This window comes from Klebsiella sp. GW_Kp181 (genome assembly GCF_040062315.1).
GTDB classification, from domain to species: domain Bacteria; phylum Pseudomonadota; class Gammaproteobacteria; order Enterobacterales; family Enterobacteriaceae; genus Klebsiella; species Klebsiella oxytoca.
Genome location: NZ_JBEAFR010000077.1, coordinates 45257 through 63652 on the forward strand (window position 1 = coordinate 45257; position 18396 = coordinate 63652).

Below are 18396 nucleotides of genomic sequence, written 5' to 3' on the forward strand. Positions count from 1 at the left end.
AGCCGCATTCTCCCGCGAAGACAGGGAAACTTATGTCGCTGAAAGCCATTGCTAAAGAACTTGGGATCTCGGTTACAACCGTCAGCCGCGCGTTGAACGGCTATGACGACGTGTCGCAGGAGACGCGCGCCCGCGTCGAGGCCGAAGCGCAGCGTCGCGGCTATCGGCCAAACACCTTTGCGCGCCGCCTGAAAATGGGCAAAATCGATGCCGTCGGCCTGGTGTTCCCCGTGCGTCCCGCGCCGTTGAATAACAACGTCTTTCTCGAAATGGTAGGCGAAATCAGCCACGAGCTGGCGCGCTATGAGATCGATTTACTGCTGATAGCCGATGACGAACAGGCCGATAAACACGGTTATATGCGTATGGTGCAGAGTCGTCGTGTTGATGCGCTGATTGTTGCCCATACTCTGGACGATGATCCGCGCCTGATTCAGCTGCTCTCTTCCGGCTTTCCTTTTCTCGCCCTGGGGCGCAGCCGTCTGCCACAGCCCTATGCCTGGTTTGATTTCGATAACCAGGCGGGAACGTACCGCGCAACCCGCCATCTGATTAGCCAGGGGCACCAGCGTATAGCGCTGCTGAGCGAAAATAACAATCAGGCGTTTATTACGCAGCGCCGCAATGGTTACCTGCAAGCCCTGCGCGAAGCGGGGCAGGCGGAAACCTGGCTGCGCAGCGTGTCGCCCACCCGCCGCGGAGGGTTTCAGGCGACGATGGAGCTGCTGCGTCTGCCCGAACCGCCTACGGCGATAGTCACCGATTGCAACACCCACGGCGACGGCGCGGCGATGGCACTTGCTCAGCTCGGGCGTCTTACCGGCTCCGATCGCGTCTCACTGGTGGTTTATGATGGCTTGCCGCAGGACAGCATCATCGAAACTCCGGTGGGCGCGGTGATCCAGTCCACCCGGCAGGGCGTGGGCCGCCAGATAGCCAGCATGGTTCGCCGCTTAATCGCCGGCGACGATCTCGCCTCTCTTCAGGTGCTCTGGCAGCCTGAATTTATCCCCGGCGAAACTGCCTGATTCCCCTCCCGTCAGATTAATTTCCTGAACTCGATCACGGATCCGAAACGTTTTGGTTGGCGTCCGAAACGTTTCGGATCAACAGTAAGCTATTCCTTGTTGTGGAGAAGTCTGATGTCTGATTCGATTTTACGCCTGCAAAGCGCAGCGGCTGATGTGGTGATCAAAACCCGTCCGTTCGCCGAAATTATCTACTGGGGGCCGCATTTAAGCCATTTTTCGCCGCAGGATGCCCTGAGCATTGCCCGCCCGGTGGCCAATGGTCGTCTTGATGTGGATTCACCGGTGACCTTAATGGCTGAGCTGGGTCACGGCCTGTTCGGCGCGCCGGGCATCGAAGGCCACCGTCAGGGGCTGGACGCTTCGCCGATGTTCACCACGACCGAGGTGGCGCAGGATGGGCAGAATTTAACCATCATTAGTGAAGATGCTCAGGCAGGCCTGCGGTTATGCAGTGAAATTCAGCTTGATAACAGCGGCGTGCTGAGCGTTCGCCATGGCTTGACCAACCTGCGTCCGCAGCCGTGGCAGGTAGATCGCCTGGCCGTCACGCTACCGGTCGCCGAGCGCGCCCGCGAAGTCATGGCTTTTCATGGCCGCTGGATCCGCGAATTCCAGCCCCATCGCCTGCTCCTTGAACATGACAGCTTCGTGCTGGAAAACCGTCGCGGACGCACTTCCCATGAACATTTTCCGGCGCTGATTACCGGCAGCCAGGCCTTTAGCGAGATGCAGGGGGAAGTATGGGGCGTGCATCTGGGCTGGAGCGGTAACCATCGCCTGCGGGCGGAAGTGAAAACCGATGGCCGTCGCTACCTGCAGGCGGAAGCGCTCTATCTGGCGGGCGAAATGGCGCTGGCGGAGGGGGAAACCCTGTGGACTCCGCACCTCTACGGTAGCTATTCAGCGCAGGGGCTGAACGGCATGAGCCAGCAGTTCCATCATTATCTGCGCGAACGGATTATTCGCTTTCCGGGTAACAAACCGCGCCCGGTGCATCTCAATACCTGGGAAGGGATCTATTTCGACCACGACCCGCAGTACATCATGCGCATGGCGGATGAGGCGGCGGAACTGGGCGTTGAGCGCTTTATCATTGATGACGGCTGGTTTAAAGGGCGCAACGACGACTGGGCGGCGCTCGGCGACTGGTATCTTGATGAGCAAAAATATCCGCACGGTCTGACCCCGGTTATCGACCACGTAAAATCGCTGGGCATGGAGTTCGGCATCTGGGTTGAGCCAGAAATGATTAACCCTGACTCCGATTTATACCGCGCGCATCCTGACTGGGTGCTGGCGCTGCCGGGCTATACGCCGCTTCCCGGGCGCCATCAATTTGTGCTGAATCTGAATATCCCGGAAGCCTTTGATTATCTGCTGGAGCGGATGAGCTGGCTGCTGGGCGAGCACGCGGTGGATTATGTGAAGTGGGATATGAACCGCGAACTGGTACAGCCCGGGCATAACGGTAAAGCTGCCGCCGATGCGCAAACCCGCCAGTTCTATCGCCTGCTCGATACGCTGGTGGCTCGCTTCCCGCATATTGAATTTGAGTCCTGCTCCTCCGGCGGCGGGCGAATCGACTACGAAGTGCTGAAGCGCAGCCATCGCTTCTGGGCTTCAGATAATAACGATGCCCTGGAGCGCAACACTATCCAGCGCGGCATGAGCTACTTCTTCCCGCCGGAAGTCATGGGCGCGCATATCGGCAACCGCCACTGTCACGCCACCTTCCGCCAGCACAGCATTGCGTTTCGCGGCCTGACGGCGCTGTTCGGCCATATGGGGCTTGAGCTGGACCCGGTAAGCGCTGACGAACAAGAGCGTGCCGGCTACCGCAAATACGCGGCGTTGCATAAGCAGTGGCGCGATGTGATTCATCACGGCGTGCAGTGGCGTATCGATATGCCGGACGCCACGACGCTGGCGCACGGCGTGGTAAGCGAAGACCGGAGCCAGGCGATTTTCCTCGTCAGCCAGCTGGCGATGCCGGACTACACCCTGATGGCGCCGCTGCGCGTGCCGGGACTGGAAGCGGGAGCGCGCTACCAGGTCACGCTGCTCGACCATCCGAATATTCAGATTACGGGAGAGGGCGGCCACACCATGCGTAAGCTGCCGGAATGGATGACGACGCCGCAGACCGTAAGCGGCGAGTGGTTGCAACTGGCGGGGCTGGCGCTGCCAATCCTTGACCCGGAAAGCGCCATTTTGATTGGCCTGCAACGCGTGTGATGACGACGGGCCGCGCGGCGGCCCTTTTTGAGGAATACACCATGAACCCGACCGTCTGTACCCATAAAAACAACCCCAATTTCTGGATTTTCGGGCTGTTCTTCTTTCTCTACTTTTTCATTATGGCCACCTGCTTTCCGTTTTTGCCGATCTGGTTATCGGATGTCATCGGCCTGAATAAAACCGAGACCGGGATTGTTTTCTCCAGCCTGTCGCTGTTTGCTATCTGTTTTCAGCCGATACTGGGCGTGATCTCCGATAAGCTGGGGCTGAAAAAGCATCTGATGTGGATTGTCACCGTGCTGCTGGTGCTGATCGCGCCCTTTTTCCTCTACGTTTTTGCGCCGTTGCTGAAAACCAATATCTGGCTCGGCGCGCTGAGCGGTGGAGCCTATATTGGCTTTGTGTTCTCCGCCGGCGCCGGGGCGATGGAGGCCTATATCGAACGCGTGAGCCGCAATAGCGGGTTTGAATACGGCAAGGCGCGGACTTTTGGCTGCCTCGGCTGGGCCCTGTGCGCCACCACGGCGGGGATGCTGTTCAGCGTTAACCCGGAGTGGGTGTTCTGGATGGGCTCCGCCGCCGCGCTGGTACTGGTTGTGCTGGTGGCTATCGCTAAACCGCAGGCCAGTCAGAGCGCACAGGTGATGGATTCTTTAGGGGCCAATCGTCCGGCGGTGGATTTAAAAACTGCCGTGAGCATGTTCCGCCAGCGCAAAATGTGGATGTTTATTCTGTACGTCATCGGCGTCGCCTGCGTTTATGATGTCTTCGATCAGCAGTTTGCCACCTTCTTTAAATCCTTTTTTGCCACCCCTGAATCGGGCACCCGCGCTTTTGGTTTTGCGACCACCGCCGGGGAAATATGCAACGCGATTATTATGTTCAGCTCGCCGTGGATTATTAACCGCATCGGGGCGAAAAATACGTTACTGATTGCCGGAATGGTGATGGCGGCAAGGATGATCGGTTCATCGTTTGCCACGACGGCTGCGGAAGTGGTGGCGCTGAAAATGCTCCACGCGCTGGAAGTGCCGTTCCTGCTGGTAGGGGCCTTTAAATATATCACCGGCGTATTTGACGTCCGCCTGTCGGCGACGATTTATCTGGTTGGCTTCCAGTTTTCCAAACAGGTGGCGGCGATCTTCCTCTCCGCTTTTGCCGGCAACATGTATGACCGCATCGGCTTCCAGGACACCTATATGATCCTCGGCGGAATTGCCCTGGCCGTTACGCTAATATCCGCCTTTACCTTATCGGGTAAGGCAAAGCCGGAAAAGATTAGCGATAGCGCTATGACGGTTTAGCCAACGGAGCAATTATTCACCGTGACAGGAGCGGTTTGTATGATGGATATGAAAGAAAGAATGAACAGCGGCGAGCTCTATATTGATTCAGGATATGGCTTACCGCAGCAGCGGTTGATGGGGAAGGCGCGAGCCTATGAGTACAACCACTCCCATCCGTTTAACCAGGAATTAAGAAACGACATTATTCAGCGGATGTTTGCCCGCGTGGGTAAAGAATGCTGGATAGAACCACCGATTAATTTTGCCTACGGAACTCACATCTCCATTGGCGATAATTTTTACGCTAACTTTAATCTGACGCTAGTTGATGATGCTGAGATCACCATTGGTAATAACGTGATGTTTGCGCCAAATGTGACGATTTCAACCGCCGGCCACCCGATCCATCCGGATCTGCGCCACACCCAGCAGCAGTTCTCTTTGCCGGTGGTTATTGAAGACGGCGTCTGGCTGGGCACCGGGGTGATTATCAATCCTGGCGTCACTATCGGAAAAAACTCGGTCATTGGCGCCGGGAGCGTGGTGAACCGTTCCATACCGGCAAATGTTGTCGCCGCAGGCGTCCCTTGTCGGGTATTAAGAGACATTACCGATGAGGATAAAAATAAATATCAGCTGTTCGCAGGCTGAACTTCAATAATAAAATAGAAAATCTTCCTGATATAAAAAATAAAAATATATACGGGTGAGTTTATGACTCACCTGGCCCTCTTTTACCTCCGGAAAATAAAAATGAATAAAACAGCATTATCGATAGCCATAGGTTTGTCTTTGATAACCGGTTCAGCGGTAGCGAAAAATAATCATCTGACGCTGGAACAAAGGATGGAGCTGCTTGAAGCGCGGCTTGCCGCCGCTGAAAGCCGGGCGGCGGTGGCCGAAGGCCAGGTGCGGGATTTACAGGCGAAGCAGAATTCCGCTATACAGGCGGCGCAAACCAGCGTAGCGGTTAAAAGCATGGCCCCGACCGCTGAGAGTAAAAAAAATATTTCAGTTCCTGAGCTGAAATTATCCGGCTATGGCGATCTGAAAATCTACGGCGATGTCGAATTCAATATGGATGCGGAAAGCAAACATGGGTTGCTGGCCATGACCAATGCCGACGTTGGCAGCGATACAACCTATGATAAGTGGGATTTAAATGGCCGCATTCTGCTCGGTTTTGACGGTATCCGTAAAATGGAAAACGGCTATTTTGCCGGGTTCTCTATCCAGCCGCTAGCGGACATGACCGGTTCGATGAACCTTGATGATGCGGTTTTCTTCTTTGGTCAGGAGAACGACTGGAAGGTGAAAGTGGGGCGTTTTGAGGCGTACGATATGTTCCCGCTAAATCAGGATACCTTCGTTGAGCACTCAGGAAATACCGCTAACGACCTGTACAGTGACGGTCATGGCTATATCTATATGATGAAAGAGGGACGCGGTCGTTCTGACGCAGGCGGTAACTTCTTGCTGAGTAAACAGTTAGATAACTGGTATTTTGAGCTTAATACACTGTTGGAAGACGGTACTTCGTTGTATAACGACGGCGGTTATCACGGTCGCGACATGGAGCAGAAAAAGAACGTGGCGTACCTGCGTCCGGTGGTGTCCTGGGCAAAGGATGAATTTTCCGTTGCGGCGGCCGTGGAAGCGAACGTGGTACAGAATGCCTACGGCTATAAAAATACGCAGGGTCACTTCGTCGATCAGTCTGACCGCACCGGCTATGGCCTGACCATGACCTGGAACGGCCTGAAGAGCGACCCGGCGGACGGTGTGGTAGTAAACCTGAATACCGCTTATATGGATGCCAATAACGAGAAGGATTTCACCTCCGGGGTGAACGCGCTATGGCGGCGCTTTGAGCTGGGATATATCTACGCGCATAATAAAATCAGCGATTATGCCGGCGTGATTTGCGAGAACGACTGCTGGATTAAGAACCAGGGCACTTACAATATTCATACTTTGCACGCCTCGTATCAAATTCCGAACGTCATGAACATGCAGAACTTTAATATTTATCTCGGCGCTTATTACTCCTTTCTCGACAGCGACGACAAGCTGAGTCAGGGGGATGATGACGATCGCTACGGCGCGCGGGTGCGCTTTAAGTATTTTTTCTGATAATTATCGTTATAGCCAGAGTACATTCTATTAAATTGCACATTATTTTAATGAACAGTAGCCGCTATATATAATTAAGCCAGCACTTCTAATGCCTCATCCTGAGTGAACATGTCATCTGACACTCTGTCGTTTACTCGGCAAAAAGGATGAGGCGCCTTCATGCGTTCAATACCTTTCAGCTAAATCCCACACGACCAACAGCAATATTTTTTTGACATAATATATTATTCTTTTACGCTGATTTATGCTTTTGTATAGGCCGGTCTTTAAGCTATGTAAGGAATAATAAAATTGCGAAGGCTAAACGTCATTCCATGTAACGCGACAACATGTGAACTGGCTTACATTTTCGATTTAGCTCACAATTTATAGTGAGCTCCAGGAGTCAGAAGGCGTATTCAATTACCATGGCATCGATTAAAGACGTAGCAAAAAGAGCTGGGGTCTCGACGGCAACCGTATCACGAGTCCTGAATAATCATCCCAGCGTGGTCGCGGAAACGCGTAAGGCGGTGCGGGAGGCGATGGATTATCTTTGCTATGTTCCCAGCAAAAGTTCGTTTCAACTTAGCGGTAAATGTTCCGGACTGATTGGTGTGGTTGTGCCTAATCTGGTCAATCCTCACTTCTGTGAACTGTTGGCGACAGTGGAAGAAGAGGCCCGGTACATCGGTAAATCGGTGATCGTCAAAACGCACCAGAATCAACCGCAACAAGATAAGCATATTATTCATACCCTGGTGGGGATGGGCATTGACAGTTTGCTATGGGTGCCGACAGAAGCAGAAGCCGGTCTTTCAGAATGGTTAACTATTACCCGAATCCCGGTTGTCGTCGTTACGCAGGTGTCCCGGTTCTTTAATTCTGTATCGATTAATCAGGATCGCGGGGCTGAAAGTATTGCGGAGCATTTCATACACACCGGACATGTTGCATTTGGTTTTGTTGCCCAGGAAGGCGTTGATAACCGCAAGGTATCGTCGTACAGCAAAAAAATAGCGAGTCACGGTTTAAAGCTTGCCAAAGATAATTCGTTCTGGATAACAAAAGGTGAGGGTGAGAAGGTCTCAGGTCATATAAGCATTCTTGATGATATTATTGAGAAACTCAGCGAGCCGAAGCGAACCTGTACATGTCTGTTAGTTTATAACGATATTGCGGCAAACTATCTTATCGATGGGCTAGAAGCAAAAGGCATCGCCGTTCCAGAAGATATTGCGATTGCCAGTTTTGATAATACTTTGCTGGCGCAAACAAAAAAAATTACCAGCGTTGCGCAGCCGGTAAGTGAAATCGCTCATCTCGCTTTCCAGATGGTGAAATATCAACAGCAGCCGGACAGTATTGAAATGCACGAAATTGTCTCTCGGCTAATTATTCGTGAGAGCAGCGTAAAAATTAATATTACTACCCTGTAAAAGATTTATGTTTAGCAATGGCGCGACGACTGGCGCCATGGGTCCCTTTTAATAAAAAAATAGGTATATTTATGTCTGCTACCGCAATGGAAAGGCCAAGCGCTTATGAAAAGCTGGGGCTGAGGGAGAAGATCGGCTACGGCATGGGTGATGCCGGATCAGGAATGATATGGAGCGTGCTGGCACTGTATCTGACATGGTTTTATACCGACGTGTATGGTTTAAGTGCCGGAGTTGTGGGGACCTTATTCCTGGTTATCCGTATCTTTGACGCTTTTAGCGATCCGCTGATGGGGGCCATCTGCGACCGCACCGTGACCCGTTGGGGTAAGTTCCGCCCATGGTTATTATGGATGGCGTTTCCGTTTGGGCTGGGTGCGGTGCTGATGTTCACTACGCCAGAACTAAGCATGAATGGCAAGATTATCTATGCCTGGGTCACCTATTTAATGATGTCGCTGATTTATACCGCGATCAATATTCCCTATTGCTCGGTCGGCGGCGTGATTACTCTCAATCAGAAAGAGCGTATGGGCTGCCTGTCATGGCGTTTTTTCCTTAACGGGCTGGCAACGTTAATTATCTCCTCATCTATTTTGCCGTTAACGGACTGGCTGGGTAATGGCGACCGCGCCTCCGGTTTCCAGCTGACGATGATGATTATGGGCGGCGCGGCAACCCTGATGTTCCTCTTCTGCTTTTCCAGCATAAAAGAGCGCGTGGTGTCGGTTAAGGAAAACGAGTCATTAAAGAAAGACCTGCGGGATATTATCAAGAACGATCAGTGGCTATTGATGATCTCTATAACCTTTCTAAATGTTTTCCCGGCCTTCATCCGCGGCGGCGTCACCATTTATTATGCTACCTATGTGATGAAGGCCTCTGTCGGATTTATCACATTGTTTATGGCGCTGGGCGTGGCCTGTAATATGCTGGGCAGCGTGCTTGCCAAACCGCTGACCGATCGCTTTGATAAACTCGCGCTGTTCCGCATTATTAATATTATTCTCGGTGTTCTGTCATTTGCGCTGTGGTTTATCGATCCGCAATCCCTGACCCCGCTGATGGCGTTATTCATCATTATTAACGTTCTGCATTTAATTCAGTCAGGCCCGATTCTGTGGGCGATGATGTCCGACGTTGATGACTACGGTGACTGGAAGTTCGGCAAGCGCCTGACCGGTATCTCCTTCGCGGGTAACCTTTTTATGCTGAAAATGGGTTTGGCGGTGGCCGGCGCTATCGTTGCGTGGATTCTGGCGTTTACCGGCTATGTCGCTAATGAGCCGCAGCAAAATGCGCAGACAATTCAGGGCATCATCATGATGTTCTCACTACTGCCGATGGTGAGCTATTTCATCAGCGCGTATCTGGTGCGCTACTTCAAGCTGAATAACACGTTCCTTGAAAAAATCAAAGCCGATCTTGCAAAACGTGAACTGGAAAAAGGACGCGATTAATCGCCAGCGGATTAGGCTATCCGTATTATTTATCATTAAATATCAGTGTTAATCAAAACAGTTTTTTTTAATTGATTTTCTGTTCATAGCAGAGGGGGTTCTTCATGACGCATAATAATTATTATGACGTGACGCAGTGGCATATCGGTAATCCGTATAAGGATATCGGCGAAGTTATCAACAGTATTATCCTCGATATTAAAAATCGGCAAACCGCAACCGACATGAATAATGGTGGAAAACCCGGCGCCGCTATCTATATCCCGCCCGGCGATTATCATCTGACGACTCAGGTTTTGATTGATATCAGTTATTTAAAAATAATGGGCGCCGGACACGGGTTTGTCTCTTCAAGTATTCGCTTTAATACGCCGGCTGACGAGTGGGCGAATTTGCATGATATATGGCCGGGTGGCAGCCGTATCCTGGTCGATCTTTGCCCGCAGCCCGGTGATGAAGAACACGCTGGCGCTGCATTTTACGTGAAACGCAGCGGAGCACCGCGAATAAGTTCAGTGGCGTTTGAAAACTTCTGTATTGATGGCTTGCATTTTATTGATGATGGGCTGGGAAACAACGATCCGGAAAATAGCTATATTAACGGCAAAACCGGGATTTATATCGCCAGCGCTCAGGATGCTTTCCGGATTACCGGCATGGGATTTATCTATCTTGAGCATGGTCTCACGACGTACAATAGTGATGCTATGGCGATCCATAATAACTTTATCGCCGAATGCGGCAACTGCATCGAGCTTCGTGGCGCTGGACAGGCTTCTAAAATAACCGATAACCTGATTGGCGCAGGCTATAAAGGCTATTCGATTTATGCCCAAAACTTTGGTGGGTTATTAATTTCTGGCAATAATATCTTTCCGCGTGGCGCCAGCAGCGTTCATTTATCTGGCGTTGTTCGTTCTACCGTGACCGGTAATCGGTTGCACTCATTTTATCCAGGGATGTTGGTACTGGAGAATAACAGTGCGGAGAATCTCATCGCGGCCAATCATTTTTTCCGCGATCGCGAACCCTGGCCGCCGATGCAGACCTATGACAACGGCCTGGATGATGCCTATGGTCTGCTGCATATCAATGGTAGTCATAATTCGTTGATTGCCAATCATATTTCCGAAACGATTGATATCCAGTATCTCAAGCCGCTGGGAATAAAACCGGTCATCATCCGGCTGGTTTCCGGGAAAGGGAATTATATTGCCAATAACCATATCGTGGCGACCACGGAGACGTCAGCGGCGCAGGCGCAGCCCTCCGAAGAGGATGCCTGCTTTGCGGCGCAGGTCAGCGCTTTGCTGACGACGGCCAGGTTAAAGGAGCTTGATGCGGTTGCCGTGCAGGTAGAAAAAGAATCCGCGCAAAACACGATACTGGATAGCGGAAGCGACGATCGGGTGCTGATGGACAGGGCGGTAAACGCCTTCAGGGCCACGCCCGTTCCCGGAACGATGTAACGCTCTTCGATCTGAAGCGGTGGCCCCGCTAAATGCAGCGGGGCCGTCATGGATTTAATCGAGATAAAACACCTCTTTGAGCTCTGCGCTCACCGGACTGTTGTCCGGATTGGCTGGCATGACATCGCGCATATACTGCCACCAGCGCTGACACACCTCGGTCCCGGCGACGGCGTTCCAGCGCGCTTCGGATTCAATCTCCACCGTGGCGAACAGCAGATGGCGCTCTTTATCGAGATAAATCGCGTAATGGTGCGCGCCGTGGGCTTTCAGCACCGCTTCCAGCTCCGGCCAGATGGGATTATGGCGGCGCTGATACTCTTCATGCGCGTCCGGGTTTACCTGCATCACGAAAGCTTTGCGGATCATAATGCCTCCAGATACAGTTCGCGGACTTCGTCGCGGCTGGCGGTGCGCGGGTTGCACGGCGCGCACGGGTCGGCCAGCGCTTTGTCCAGCCAGCCTTCGATATCGGCTTTGCTAACGCCAAGCTGACTAAAGCCTTGCGGGATACCGACGCGTTTACTCAGCGCGCGGATGGCGTTGATGGCCTCCATGCTGGCTGCCTCATCGCTCATGCCGCGGGTATCGACGCCCATCGCCTGCGCGACGCGAGCGAAACGGGTAACCGCGTTCGGGCGATTAAAGTTTTCGATGATCGGCAGCAGGATGGCGTTGCACACGCCGTGCGGCAGGTTGTGGGTAGCGCCAGGCTGATGAGCCAGCGCATGCACCAGGCCAAGACCGGCGCTGTTAAACGCCATGCCCGCCAGATACTGGCCAAACGCCATTTGCTCGCGGGCTTCAAGATTGTGCCCGTCGTCCACGGCTTGCGGCAGCCATTGGTTGATCAGGCGAATCGCTTCCAGGGCATTGGCATCGGTCAGCGGGTGCGCGCCAACGGAAACAAAGGCTTCAATGGCGTGGGTCAGCGCGTCCATGCCGGTGGCGGCGGTAATGGACGGCGGGATATCCAGCATCACGCTGGCGTCATCGACGGCAATATCGGGAATGATATTGGGGTCGATGATCACCTCTTTCACCTGACGTTCGGCGTCGATAATGACCGCATTGCTGGTCATCTCCGCGGCTGTTCCTGCTGTGGTGTTGATTGCTACCAGCGGCACCCCGGCGTTTTTCACTTTGCCGACGCCGGAGTAGGCGGTCGATGGCCCCGGGTTGGCGGTGAGGATTTTCACCGCTTTAGCGGTATCGATCGGGCTGCCGCCGCCGAAGGCGATAAGGTAATCACACCCGGCCTCGCGATACGCCGCGTAGCCTTTTTGCACCAGCGCTTCCGTTGGGTTAGGGAACACCTCATCAAACAGATGATAAGACATTTGCTGTTCATCCAGGGCGGTAAACAGGCTGTCGAGCAGACCCATCTTGACCAGATGACCGTCGGTGACGATCAGCGCTTTACCCCACCCTTTACCTGCCACCAGCTTAACCATATCACCGATTGCGCCCGCGCCGTGGAGGCTGATTTTGGGTAGTGCCAACATAAAACTCATGATAATTCTCCTTAATGTTGATTTGGGTAATCCGTTTCCCTTCACCTGCTCCCGGGTCGCGGCTGGCGCCTTACCCGGGCTACAGGTTCACTGGCGTCTGCAGGCCGGTAGCCAGGACAGGTGCGTAGCACCGCCTCCGGGATTTAGGGTGAAGGGGAAATTAAATTCGTCTTCGTTGCAAAATCCGCCGGGTAATAATCGGCAGCGAAATAACCACAATCAGCATCGCGCCGATGATGATCGACATCACGATGCCCGGCACGTTGAGCAGGCTCAGGCCAAACGTCACCAGCCCCATCAGGAAAGCGGCGATAATCACCCCCACCATGCTGCCGGAACCGCCGAGAATATTGACGCCGCCGAGTACCGCCATCGTGACGACCGCCAGCTCCCAGCCCATCGCCAGCGTCGGGCGGGTACTGCCGAGCCTTGAGGTCAGCAGAACCGCCGCCAGGCCGGCCATCAGTCCAACCAGCGCAAACAGCATCAGGTTGTGGCGCTTGACGTTAATCCCGGAGTACCAGGCTCCGGTCGGGTTATTGCCGATGGCGTAGGTCCGGCGGCCAAAGTTGGTTTTATGCAGCAGGAAGGTAAAGGCGGCAGCAAGAAGGATAAACAGCGCAAACTCAAAAGAGAGCGCGCCCCACACGTAGCCCTGGCCAAACCAGGCGAAGCTGTCCGGGTAGTGATTGAGCGCCTTGTCGCCCAGCAGAATGTAGGTTATCCCGCGATACAGGCTCATGGTGCCGATGGTGATCACAATCGACGACAGGTTAAAGCGCGTCACCAGGATACCGTTGAACAGGCCGCACAGCAGCCCCACGCCCAGCCCGACGGCCACCAGCAGCGGCGTATCTATACCCGCTGCCGCGCAGAAGCCCATCGCCGTTGAGCTCAGCGCCATCGTCGAGGCTACCGAAAGGTCGATCTCTCTGGCGATAATCAGCATCGCCATCGGCAGCACGATGATCGCTTTTTCGGTGAAGTTAAACGTGGCGTCCGACAGATTCCAGATATTAAGGAACCAGGGGGATGCCAGGGCGTTAACCATAAATACCGCCAGGGTTACCGCCAGCAGAAACCCTTCCCAGCACAGCAAGCGGCGCAGCGGCGACGGCGCGGCCGGGACGCTTTTCATCTCTTCAGACATCATTATTTTGCTCATGATTTCACCGCCTGTTTCTGTCGGGCTAATGCCGCGTCGCGCAGGATTAACCGTCCGTGGCCTTTATTGCCGCGTTCGTTAAGCAGCACCGCAATGACGATCACCGCGCCGGAAATGGCCATTTGCCAGAACGGCGAAATACCGATCACCGGCAGCGCGTTATTAATCACTCCAAGGAACAGCGCCCCGCACAGGCAGCCGAGCACGCGACCGGTTCCGCCCATGGTGCTGATGCCGCCGATGACGCAGGCGGCGACCACCTGCAGTTCAAAACCGTTGGCGACATCGACATAGGCGACAGCGAAACGTGAGATCCACAAATAGCCGCAGAAGCCGGCCAGCGCGCCGGAGAGGCAGAAGCTGACAAACTGCATCTTCCCGGCGTTAATCCCGGTGTAGTACGCCGCCGTCGCGTTGCCGCCCGCGGTGTACAAGGCCCGGCCGGTGCGGCTGTAGCGCAGGAAATAGCCCACCAGCAGCAGCGCGGCGATAGCGCACCAGCTCAGCAGCGGCATTCCCAGCAGCGAGGCGCGCGGCAGGCCGAGAAAATCGGCGCTCATCTGGTGCGAGTTGACCCAGCCGCCGTTGGAAAGCAGAAAGATAATCCCGCGATAAATACTCATGGTGCCCAGCGTGACCACGATGGCCGGAATACCGAGCCGCCAGACCAGCAGGCCGTTAATCATCCCCATCAGCAGGCCAAGCAGGGTCGCCAGCGCCAGCAGCGCCGCCACCGGGATACCCGGATAGTGGGCGTTGAGCAGAGCGACGATCATTCCGGTCAGCGCCAGATTGGCGGCCATCGACAGATCGATGCCTTTGGTGAGCAGCACCATCATCTGCCCGAGGGCGAGGATGATCAGAATGGCGGTGTCGTTAAACATCTCCACCAGATTGCCCGGCGAGATGAACGACGGCGCCCGGCTGCCGATAGCGCCGATCATCAAAATGATCACCGCCGCCAGCAGCGCTTCGCGGTGTTTAAGCAGCTGTTTGCCCATTACGCTGCCTCCTGATTCACGCCGCTGGCGGCGCTGACGATGGTTTCCGCCGTCGCTTCACCGGCGCGATATTCGGCTACCATCAGCCCCTCGTGCATCACGATAATCCGGTCGGCCATGCCCATCACTTCCGGCAGCTCCGAAGAGACCATAATGACCGCCAACCCCTGGCTGACCAGTTCGGACATAAACTGGTGCACCGCCGCTTTGGAACCGATATCGATGCCTTTGGTCGGTTCGTCGAGGATAATCACCTCGGGATGGGTCGCCAGCCATTTGCCGATCACCACTTTTTGCTGATTGCCGCCGGAAAGGGTTTCCACCGCCTGCCGCCAGCTAAAAGCTTTGACCTGTAAGCGCGAAGCGTACTCATCCGCCAGCCGCCATTCGCGGGCGTCGTTCAGTACGCCGTTGGGGTTGAGTTTGCTGAGCTGCGGCAGGCTGATGTTCTGGGCGATCGGCAGGGCGATAATCGCTCCTTGCTTCTGCCGCTCTTCCGGCACGCAGACGATACCGGCGTTGATGGCGTCGGCCGGCTGGCGAAAGCGCATCGCTTTGCCCTTCAGTACGATGTTGCCGGAGGAGGGGGTCGAGACCCCGGAGAGCGCCTGCATCAGCTCGGTGCGCCCGGCGCCCACCAGGCCGTAAAAGCCAAGAATCTCCCCTTTGCGCAGGCTGAAATTGATATGGGCAAACTCGGTGGGGTGACAGAGGTCTTGCACCTCCAGCACCGTTTCCCCTGGGGTACAGTCAACTTTCGGGTAGGTTTGGGTAATCGCGCGGCCCACCATCATCGCCACCATCCGCTCTTCGGTGATGTCTTTTATCGCTCCGGAGCTGACGTAAACGCCGTCGCGCAGAATGGTGTAGTAGTCTGCCAGCTCGAAAATCTCATCGAACTTATGCGAGATAAAAAGAATCGCTTTGCCGTCCTGCTTCAGGCGCTCAACGATTTGATAAAACTCCAGAATTTCATGCTGTGAGAGCGCGGCAGTCGGCTCATCGAGGATCACCACCTGGGCTTCAAAGGAGAGCGCCCGGGCGATGGCCACCATATGGCGCTGGGCGATGCTGAGGGTTTTCAACGTCGCGCGCGGGTCAATCTGCACCTCCAGGCGGGTGAGAATCTCGCTGGCTTTGCGGTACATGGCGGGCCAGTCGAGCCTCTTCAGCAGACCGCGATGCAGATACTGGCCGACGAAAATATTTTCAGTGACCGACAGCTCGTCGAACAGCACGGTTTCCTGATGAATGGCGGTGATCCCGACCTTGTGCGCTGACTCCGGGGTCGGCAGCTGGATAGGGATCGCTTTATAGAGAATCTCGCCCTCTTCGGGCTGATAAATACCGGTCATCACTTTGACCAGCGTGGATTTGCCCGCGCCGTTTTCGCCGATTAAGGCGGTGACTTTGCCGGGCCAGAGATCGAGCTGTACGTTCTCAAGTGCGCGCACGCCGGGGAAAACCTTGGTGATGCCCTTAAGCGACAGCAGTGGGGTGGATGCTGACATGATAGTTCTCCGTAAAATCACCCTAACCCTCTCCCCAAAGGGGCGAGGGAACCGCTCAGAGCTCTCTGCCAACATTGCGCAGAGGGCCTGGCTTTCCCCCTCTCCCTTCGGGAGCGGGCCGGGGTGAGGAAGCAGGGTTAGAAAATCTTCGAGAACTTATCGATATTGCTCGCATCGTAGACGAACGGTTCGGCCATCGCGCCGCTACCGTCGGCGTCGAGCTTCACTTTGCCCAGCTTGCCCATATTGGCTTCGGTTTTGGTCGCCGTGCCTTTGACTAAATCGTCGGCCAGATACGTGGCGGCATAGCCAAGGTCGATCGGATTCCAGATAGCAAAACTTTTGCTGGCGCCGGACTTAATCGCCCCCGCCATTTCCGATGGCAGCCCCAGTCCAGTCACGTAGACCTTGCCGATTTTGCCCTGATCTTTCACCGCCTGCGCGGCGGCAACGATCCCCACCGACGAAGGCGAAACGATCACTTTCAGGTCAGGATATGACTTCAGCAGGCCCACCGCTTCGCGGTAGCTTTTATCCGACAGATCGTCACCGTAGGCGACGGTCACCAGATTGACGGACGGATACTGCGGCAGCACCTTTTTCATCTCCTCAATCCAGATGTTCTGGTTGGTGGAGGTTGGGGTGGCGCTTAAAATCGCCACCTCGCCTTTTTCCACGTTCAGCGCCTTCAGCGCATCGGCGGCGAGCTTAACGTTGGTTTCGCCAATCAAGGCGTTATTGGACGGATTAAGATGGATCTGGCGTCCCGCCGGCGCGACGCCGGAGTCCCAGGAGACCACCTTAATGCCGCGCTGCATCGCTTTCTTCAGCACCGGCACCACGGCATCGGGATCGTTAGCGGAAATGGCGATCGCATCCACCCCTTGGGCGATCAAACCATTCAGCACTTCGATCTGTGCTTCGGCGGTGGTGGTGGTCGGGCCGGTATAGATCACTTTGACATCGCCTAACTCTTTGGCCGCTTCCTGCGCGCCGACGTTCGCTGCTTCGAAGAATCCATTTCCCAATGATTTCGCCACGAGGGCGATTTTGACTTCGGCTAAAGCGGAACCGGACAACGCCAGGATGGCAACGGTGAGGATCAAGCTTGTCTTTGTTTTCATTGCTTTTACTCCACAAGAGTCAGTTTGGTAGGGTTTGCAGGTGATGTTTCGCCCCGTCTCGGTGAGCGGGGCGCGATGTTGTTATTGATAAAGGTCTAACGCGGACTGCATCGGTTGAACGTTGAAGCGTTTGCCAAGAGCGACCAGCTCTTCGCGGGTGATGGTTTGTTTCATCCCGCCCATTGAATAGACTTTCACCAGCACCTCAGCGGATTTCTCGGCGGTATCGATCAGGCCGAAGGTTTCATCCAGATTGGGGCCGCTGCCGAAAACGCCGTGGAACGGCCACAGCACCAGCGAGTGTTTCTGCATCGCCTCAGCGGTGGCCTGGCCGATTTCGTCGGTGCCCGGCACCATCCACGGCAGAATGCCGACGCCGTCCGGGAAGACCACCAGGCATTCGGTGCTGCCTTCCCAGAGCTTACGGGTGAACAGATCGCTGTTGTTCTCCAGCACGTAGGTCAGGGCAATCAGGTTAGTGGCGTGGCAGTGCATGATCACCCGGTCCTTGCCGTTGGTCAGGCGGATACGCTCGCTGTGCGACAGGAAGTGCGCCGGTAGCTCGGATGTCGGTACCGCATCGTTGGTCAGACCCCAAAGAATATGGTATCCCGCGCCGTCGCTGTCGACTTTCACCACGCCGAGGTTCGCCGCCGGGTCGAGCTGGACGTTACGGAAGAATTTACCGGAACCGGTGACGATAAACGGCTGGTTGGCCAGCGTTGGCATCGGCTGGCTCAGGGCGATATAGCGCGGTTTAGCGTGGAAATCCGCCGCGTAGGGTTCAATATCCGCTTCGTCGAGGCGCAGCGTCAGGTTGCCGCCGTTGCGCTCGTCCCAGCCTTTCAGCCAGGCGTCGGAAGTGGCTTTAATCATGCCCTGGACGAACCAGGCGTCGATAATGGTCTGCATAGTCTTGTCTTTCCTGTTGATTCGGCGCGGGGTTGGCCCCTCGCCCTGAATATGTGCGAACCCCCGGATTGCGCCGTAAATGGCTTATCCGGGCTACCGGTTCGTAGCCCGGCTGCGTCCGGGGAAGTCCA

15 protein-coding genes are annotated in these 18396 nt (G+C 54.9%); 8 read left to right on the top strand and 7 right to left on the bottom strand.

The window, feature by feature from the left end; all coding sequences use genetic code 11:
- The first annotated feature begins 32 nt into the window (after positions 1-32).
- The 8 genes from ABLV11_RS20785 (at position 33) to ABLV11_RS20820 (ending at position 11038) form a co-directional block, all read left to right on the top strand.
- Positions 33-1028, top strand: a complete 996-nt coding sequence (locus tag ABLV11_RS20785) for a substrate-binding domain-containing protein (RefSeq protein ID WP_126489654.1) — start codon at positions 33-35, stop codon at positions 1026-1028.
- A gap of 114 nt (positions 1029-1142) precedes the next feature.
- Complete coding sequence (locus ABLV11_RS20790) at positions 1143-3266, top strand: alpha-galactosidase (RefSeq protein WP_126489653.1); 2124 nt, start codon at positions 1143-1145, stop codon at positions 3264-3266.
- A gap of 41 nt (positions 3267-3307) precedes the next feature.
- Positions 3308-4573 (top strand): MFS transporter, encoded by a 1266-nt coding sequence (locus tag ABLV11_RS20795; RefSeq protein ID WP_024274858.1) that lies wholly within the window; start codon positions 3308-3310, stop codon positions 4571-4573.
- 39 nt (positions 4574-4612) lie between these two features.
- Positions 4613-5206 (top strand): maltose acetyltransferase domain-containing protein, encoded by a 594-nt coding sequence (locus ABLV11_RS20800; RefSeq protein WP_004107456.1) that lies wholly within the window; start codon positions 4613-4615, stop codon positions 5204-5206.
- 102 nt (positions 5207-5308) lie between these two features.
- A complete protein-coding gene (locus ABLV11_RS20805) occupies positions 5309-6688 on the top strand; it encodes a carbohydrate porin (RefSeq protein WP_023321840.1) in 1380 nt (459 codons plus the stop codon).
- Between the two features lie 410 nt (positions 6689-7098).
- Positions 7099-8109 carry a LacI family DNA-binding transcriptional regulator gene (locus ABLV11_RS20810; protein ID WP_064398855.1) on the top strand — a complete coding sequence of 337 codons (1011 nt, stop codon included), beginning with the start codon at positions 7099-7101 and terminating at the stop codon, positions 8107-8109.
- Between the two features lie 71 nt (positions 8110-8180).
- Positions 8181-9569: an MFS transporter gene (locus ABLV11_RS20815; RefSeq protein WP_123830055.1), complete on the top strand. Its 1389-nt coding sequence runs from the start codon at positions 8181-8183 to the stop codon at positions 9567-9569.
- Positions 9570-9673: 104 nt separating this feature from the next.
- Positions 9674-11038 carry a NosD domain-containing protein gene (locus ABLV11_RS20820; RefSeq protein ID WP_004116819.1) on the top strand — a complete coding sequence of 455 codons (1365 nt, stop codon included), beginning with the start codon at positions 9674-9676 and terminating at the stop codon, positions 11036-11038.
- 54 nt (positions 11039-11092) lie between these two features.
- Here the strand turns inward: ABLV11_RS20820 and rhaM are convergent, their stop codons facing one another.
- From rhaM to rhaD, 7 genes are all read right to left on the bottom strand, one after another.
- A complete protein-coding gene (rhaM, locus tag ABLV11_RS20825; protein ID WP_004116822.1) occupies positions 11093-11407 on the bottom strand; it encodes an L-rhamnose mutarotase in 315 nt (104 codons plus the stop codon).
- Complete coding sequence (gene fucO, locus ABLV11_RS20830; RefSeq protein WP_126489652.1) at positions 11404-12552, bottom strand: lactaldehyde reductase; 1149 nt, start codon at positions 12550-12552, stop codon at positions 11404-11406. Before fucO ends, rhaM begins: the two co-directional genes overlap by 4 nt.
- A 160-nt stretch (positions 12553-12712) precedes the next feature.
- Entirely contained in the window at positions 12713-13717 is a 1005-nt protein-coding gene (locus ABLV11_RS20835) for an ABC transporter permease (RefSeq protein ID WP_134883362.1), read from the bottom strand.
- Complete coding sequence (locus ABLV11_RS20840; RefSeq protein WP_348855733.1) at positions 13714-14718, bottom strand: ABC transporter permease; 1005 nt, start codon at positions 14716-14718, stop codon at positions 13714-13716. The genes ABLV11_RS20835 and ABLV11_RS20840 overlap by 4 nt, the downstream gene beginning before the upstream one ends.
- The gene (locus ABLV11_RS20845; protein WP_233679409.1) at positions 14718-16229 is read right to left on the bottom strand and encodes a sugar ABC transporter ATP-binding protein; all 1512 of its coding nucleotides are present in this window, start codon (positions 16227-16229) and stop codon (positions 14718-14720) included. Before ABLV11_RS20845 ends, ABLV11_RS20840 begins: the two co-directional genes overlap by 1 nt.
- Positions 16230-16366: 137 nt before the next feature.
- Positions 16367-17353, bottom strand: coding sequence for a rhamnose ABC transporter substrate-binding protein (gene rhaS / locus ABLV11_RS20850; RefSeq protein WP_049128778.1), 987 nt, complete (start codon positions 17351-17353; stop codon positions 16367-16369).
- An 81-nt stretch (positions 17354-17434) separates the two neighbouring features.
- Entirely contained in the window at positions 17435-18265 is an 831-nt protein-coding gene (gene rhaD / locus ABLV11_RS20855; RefSeq protein WP_004107477.1) for a rhamnulose-1-phosphate aldolase, read from the bottom strand.
- Between the last annotated feature and the right edge of the window lie 131 nt (positions 18266-18396).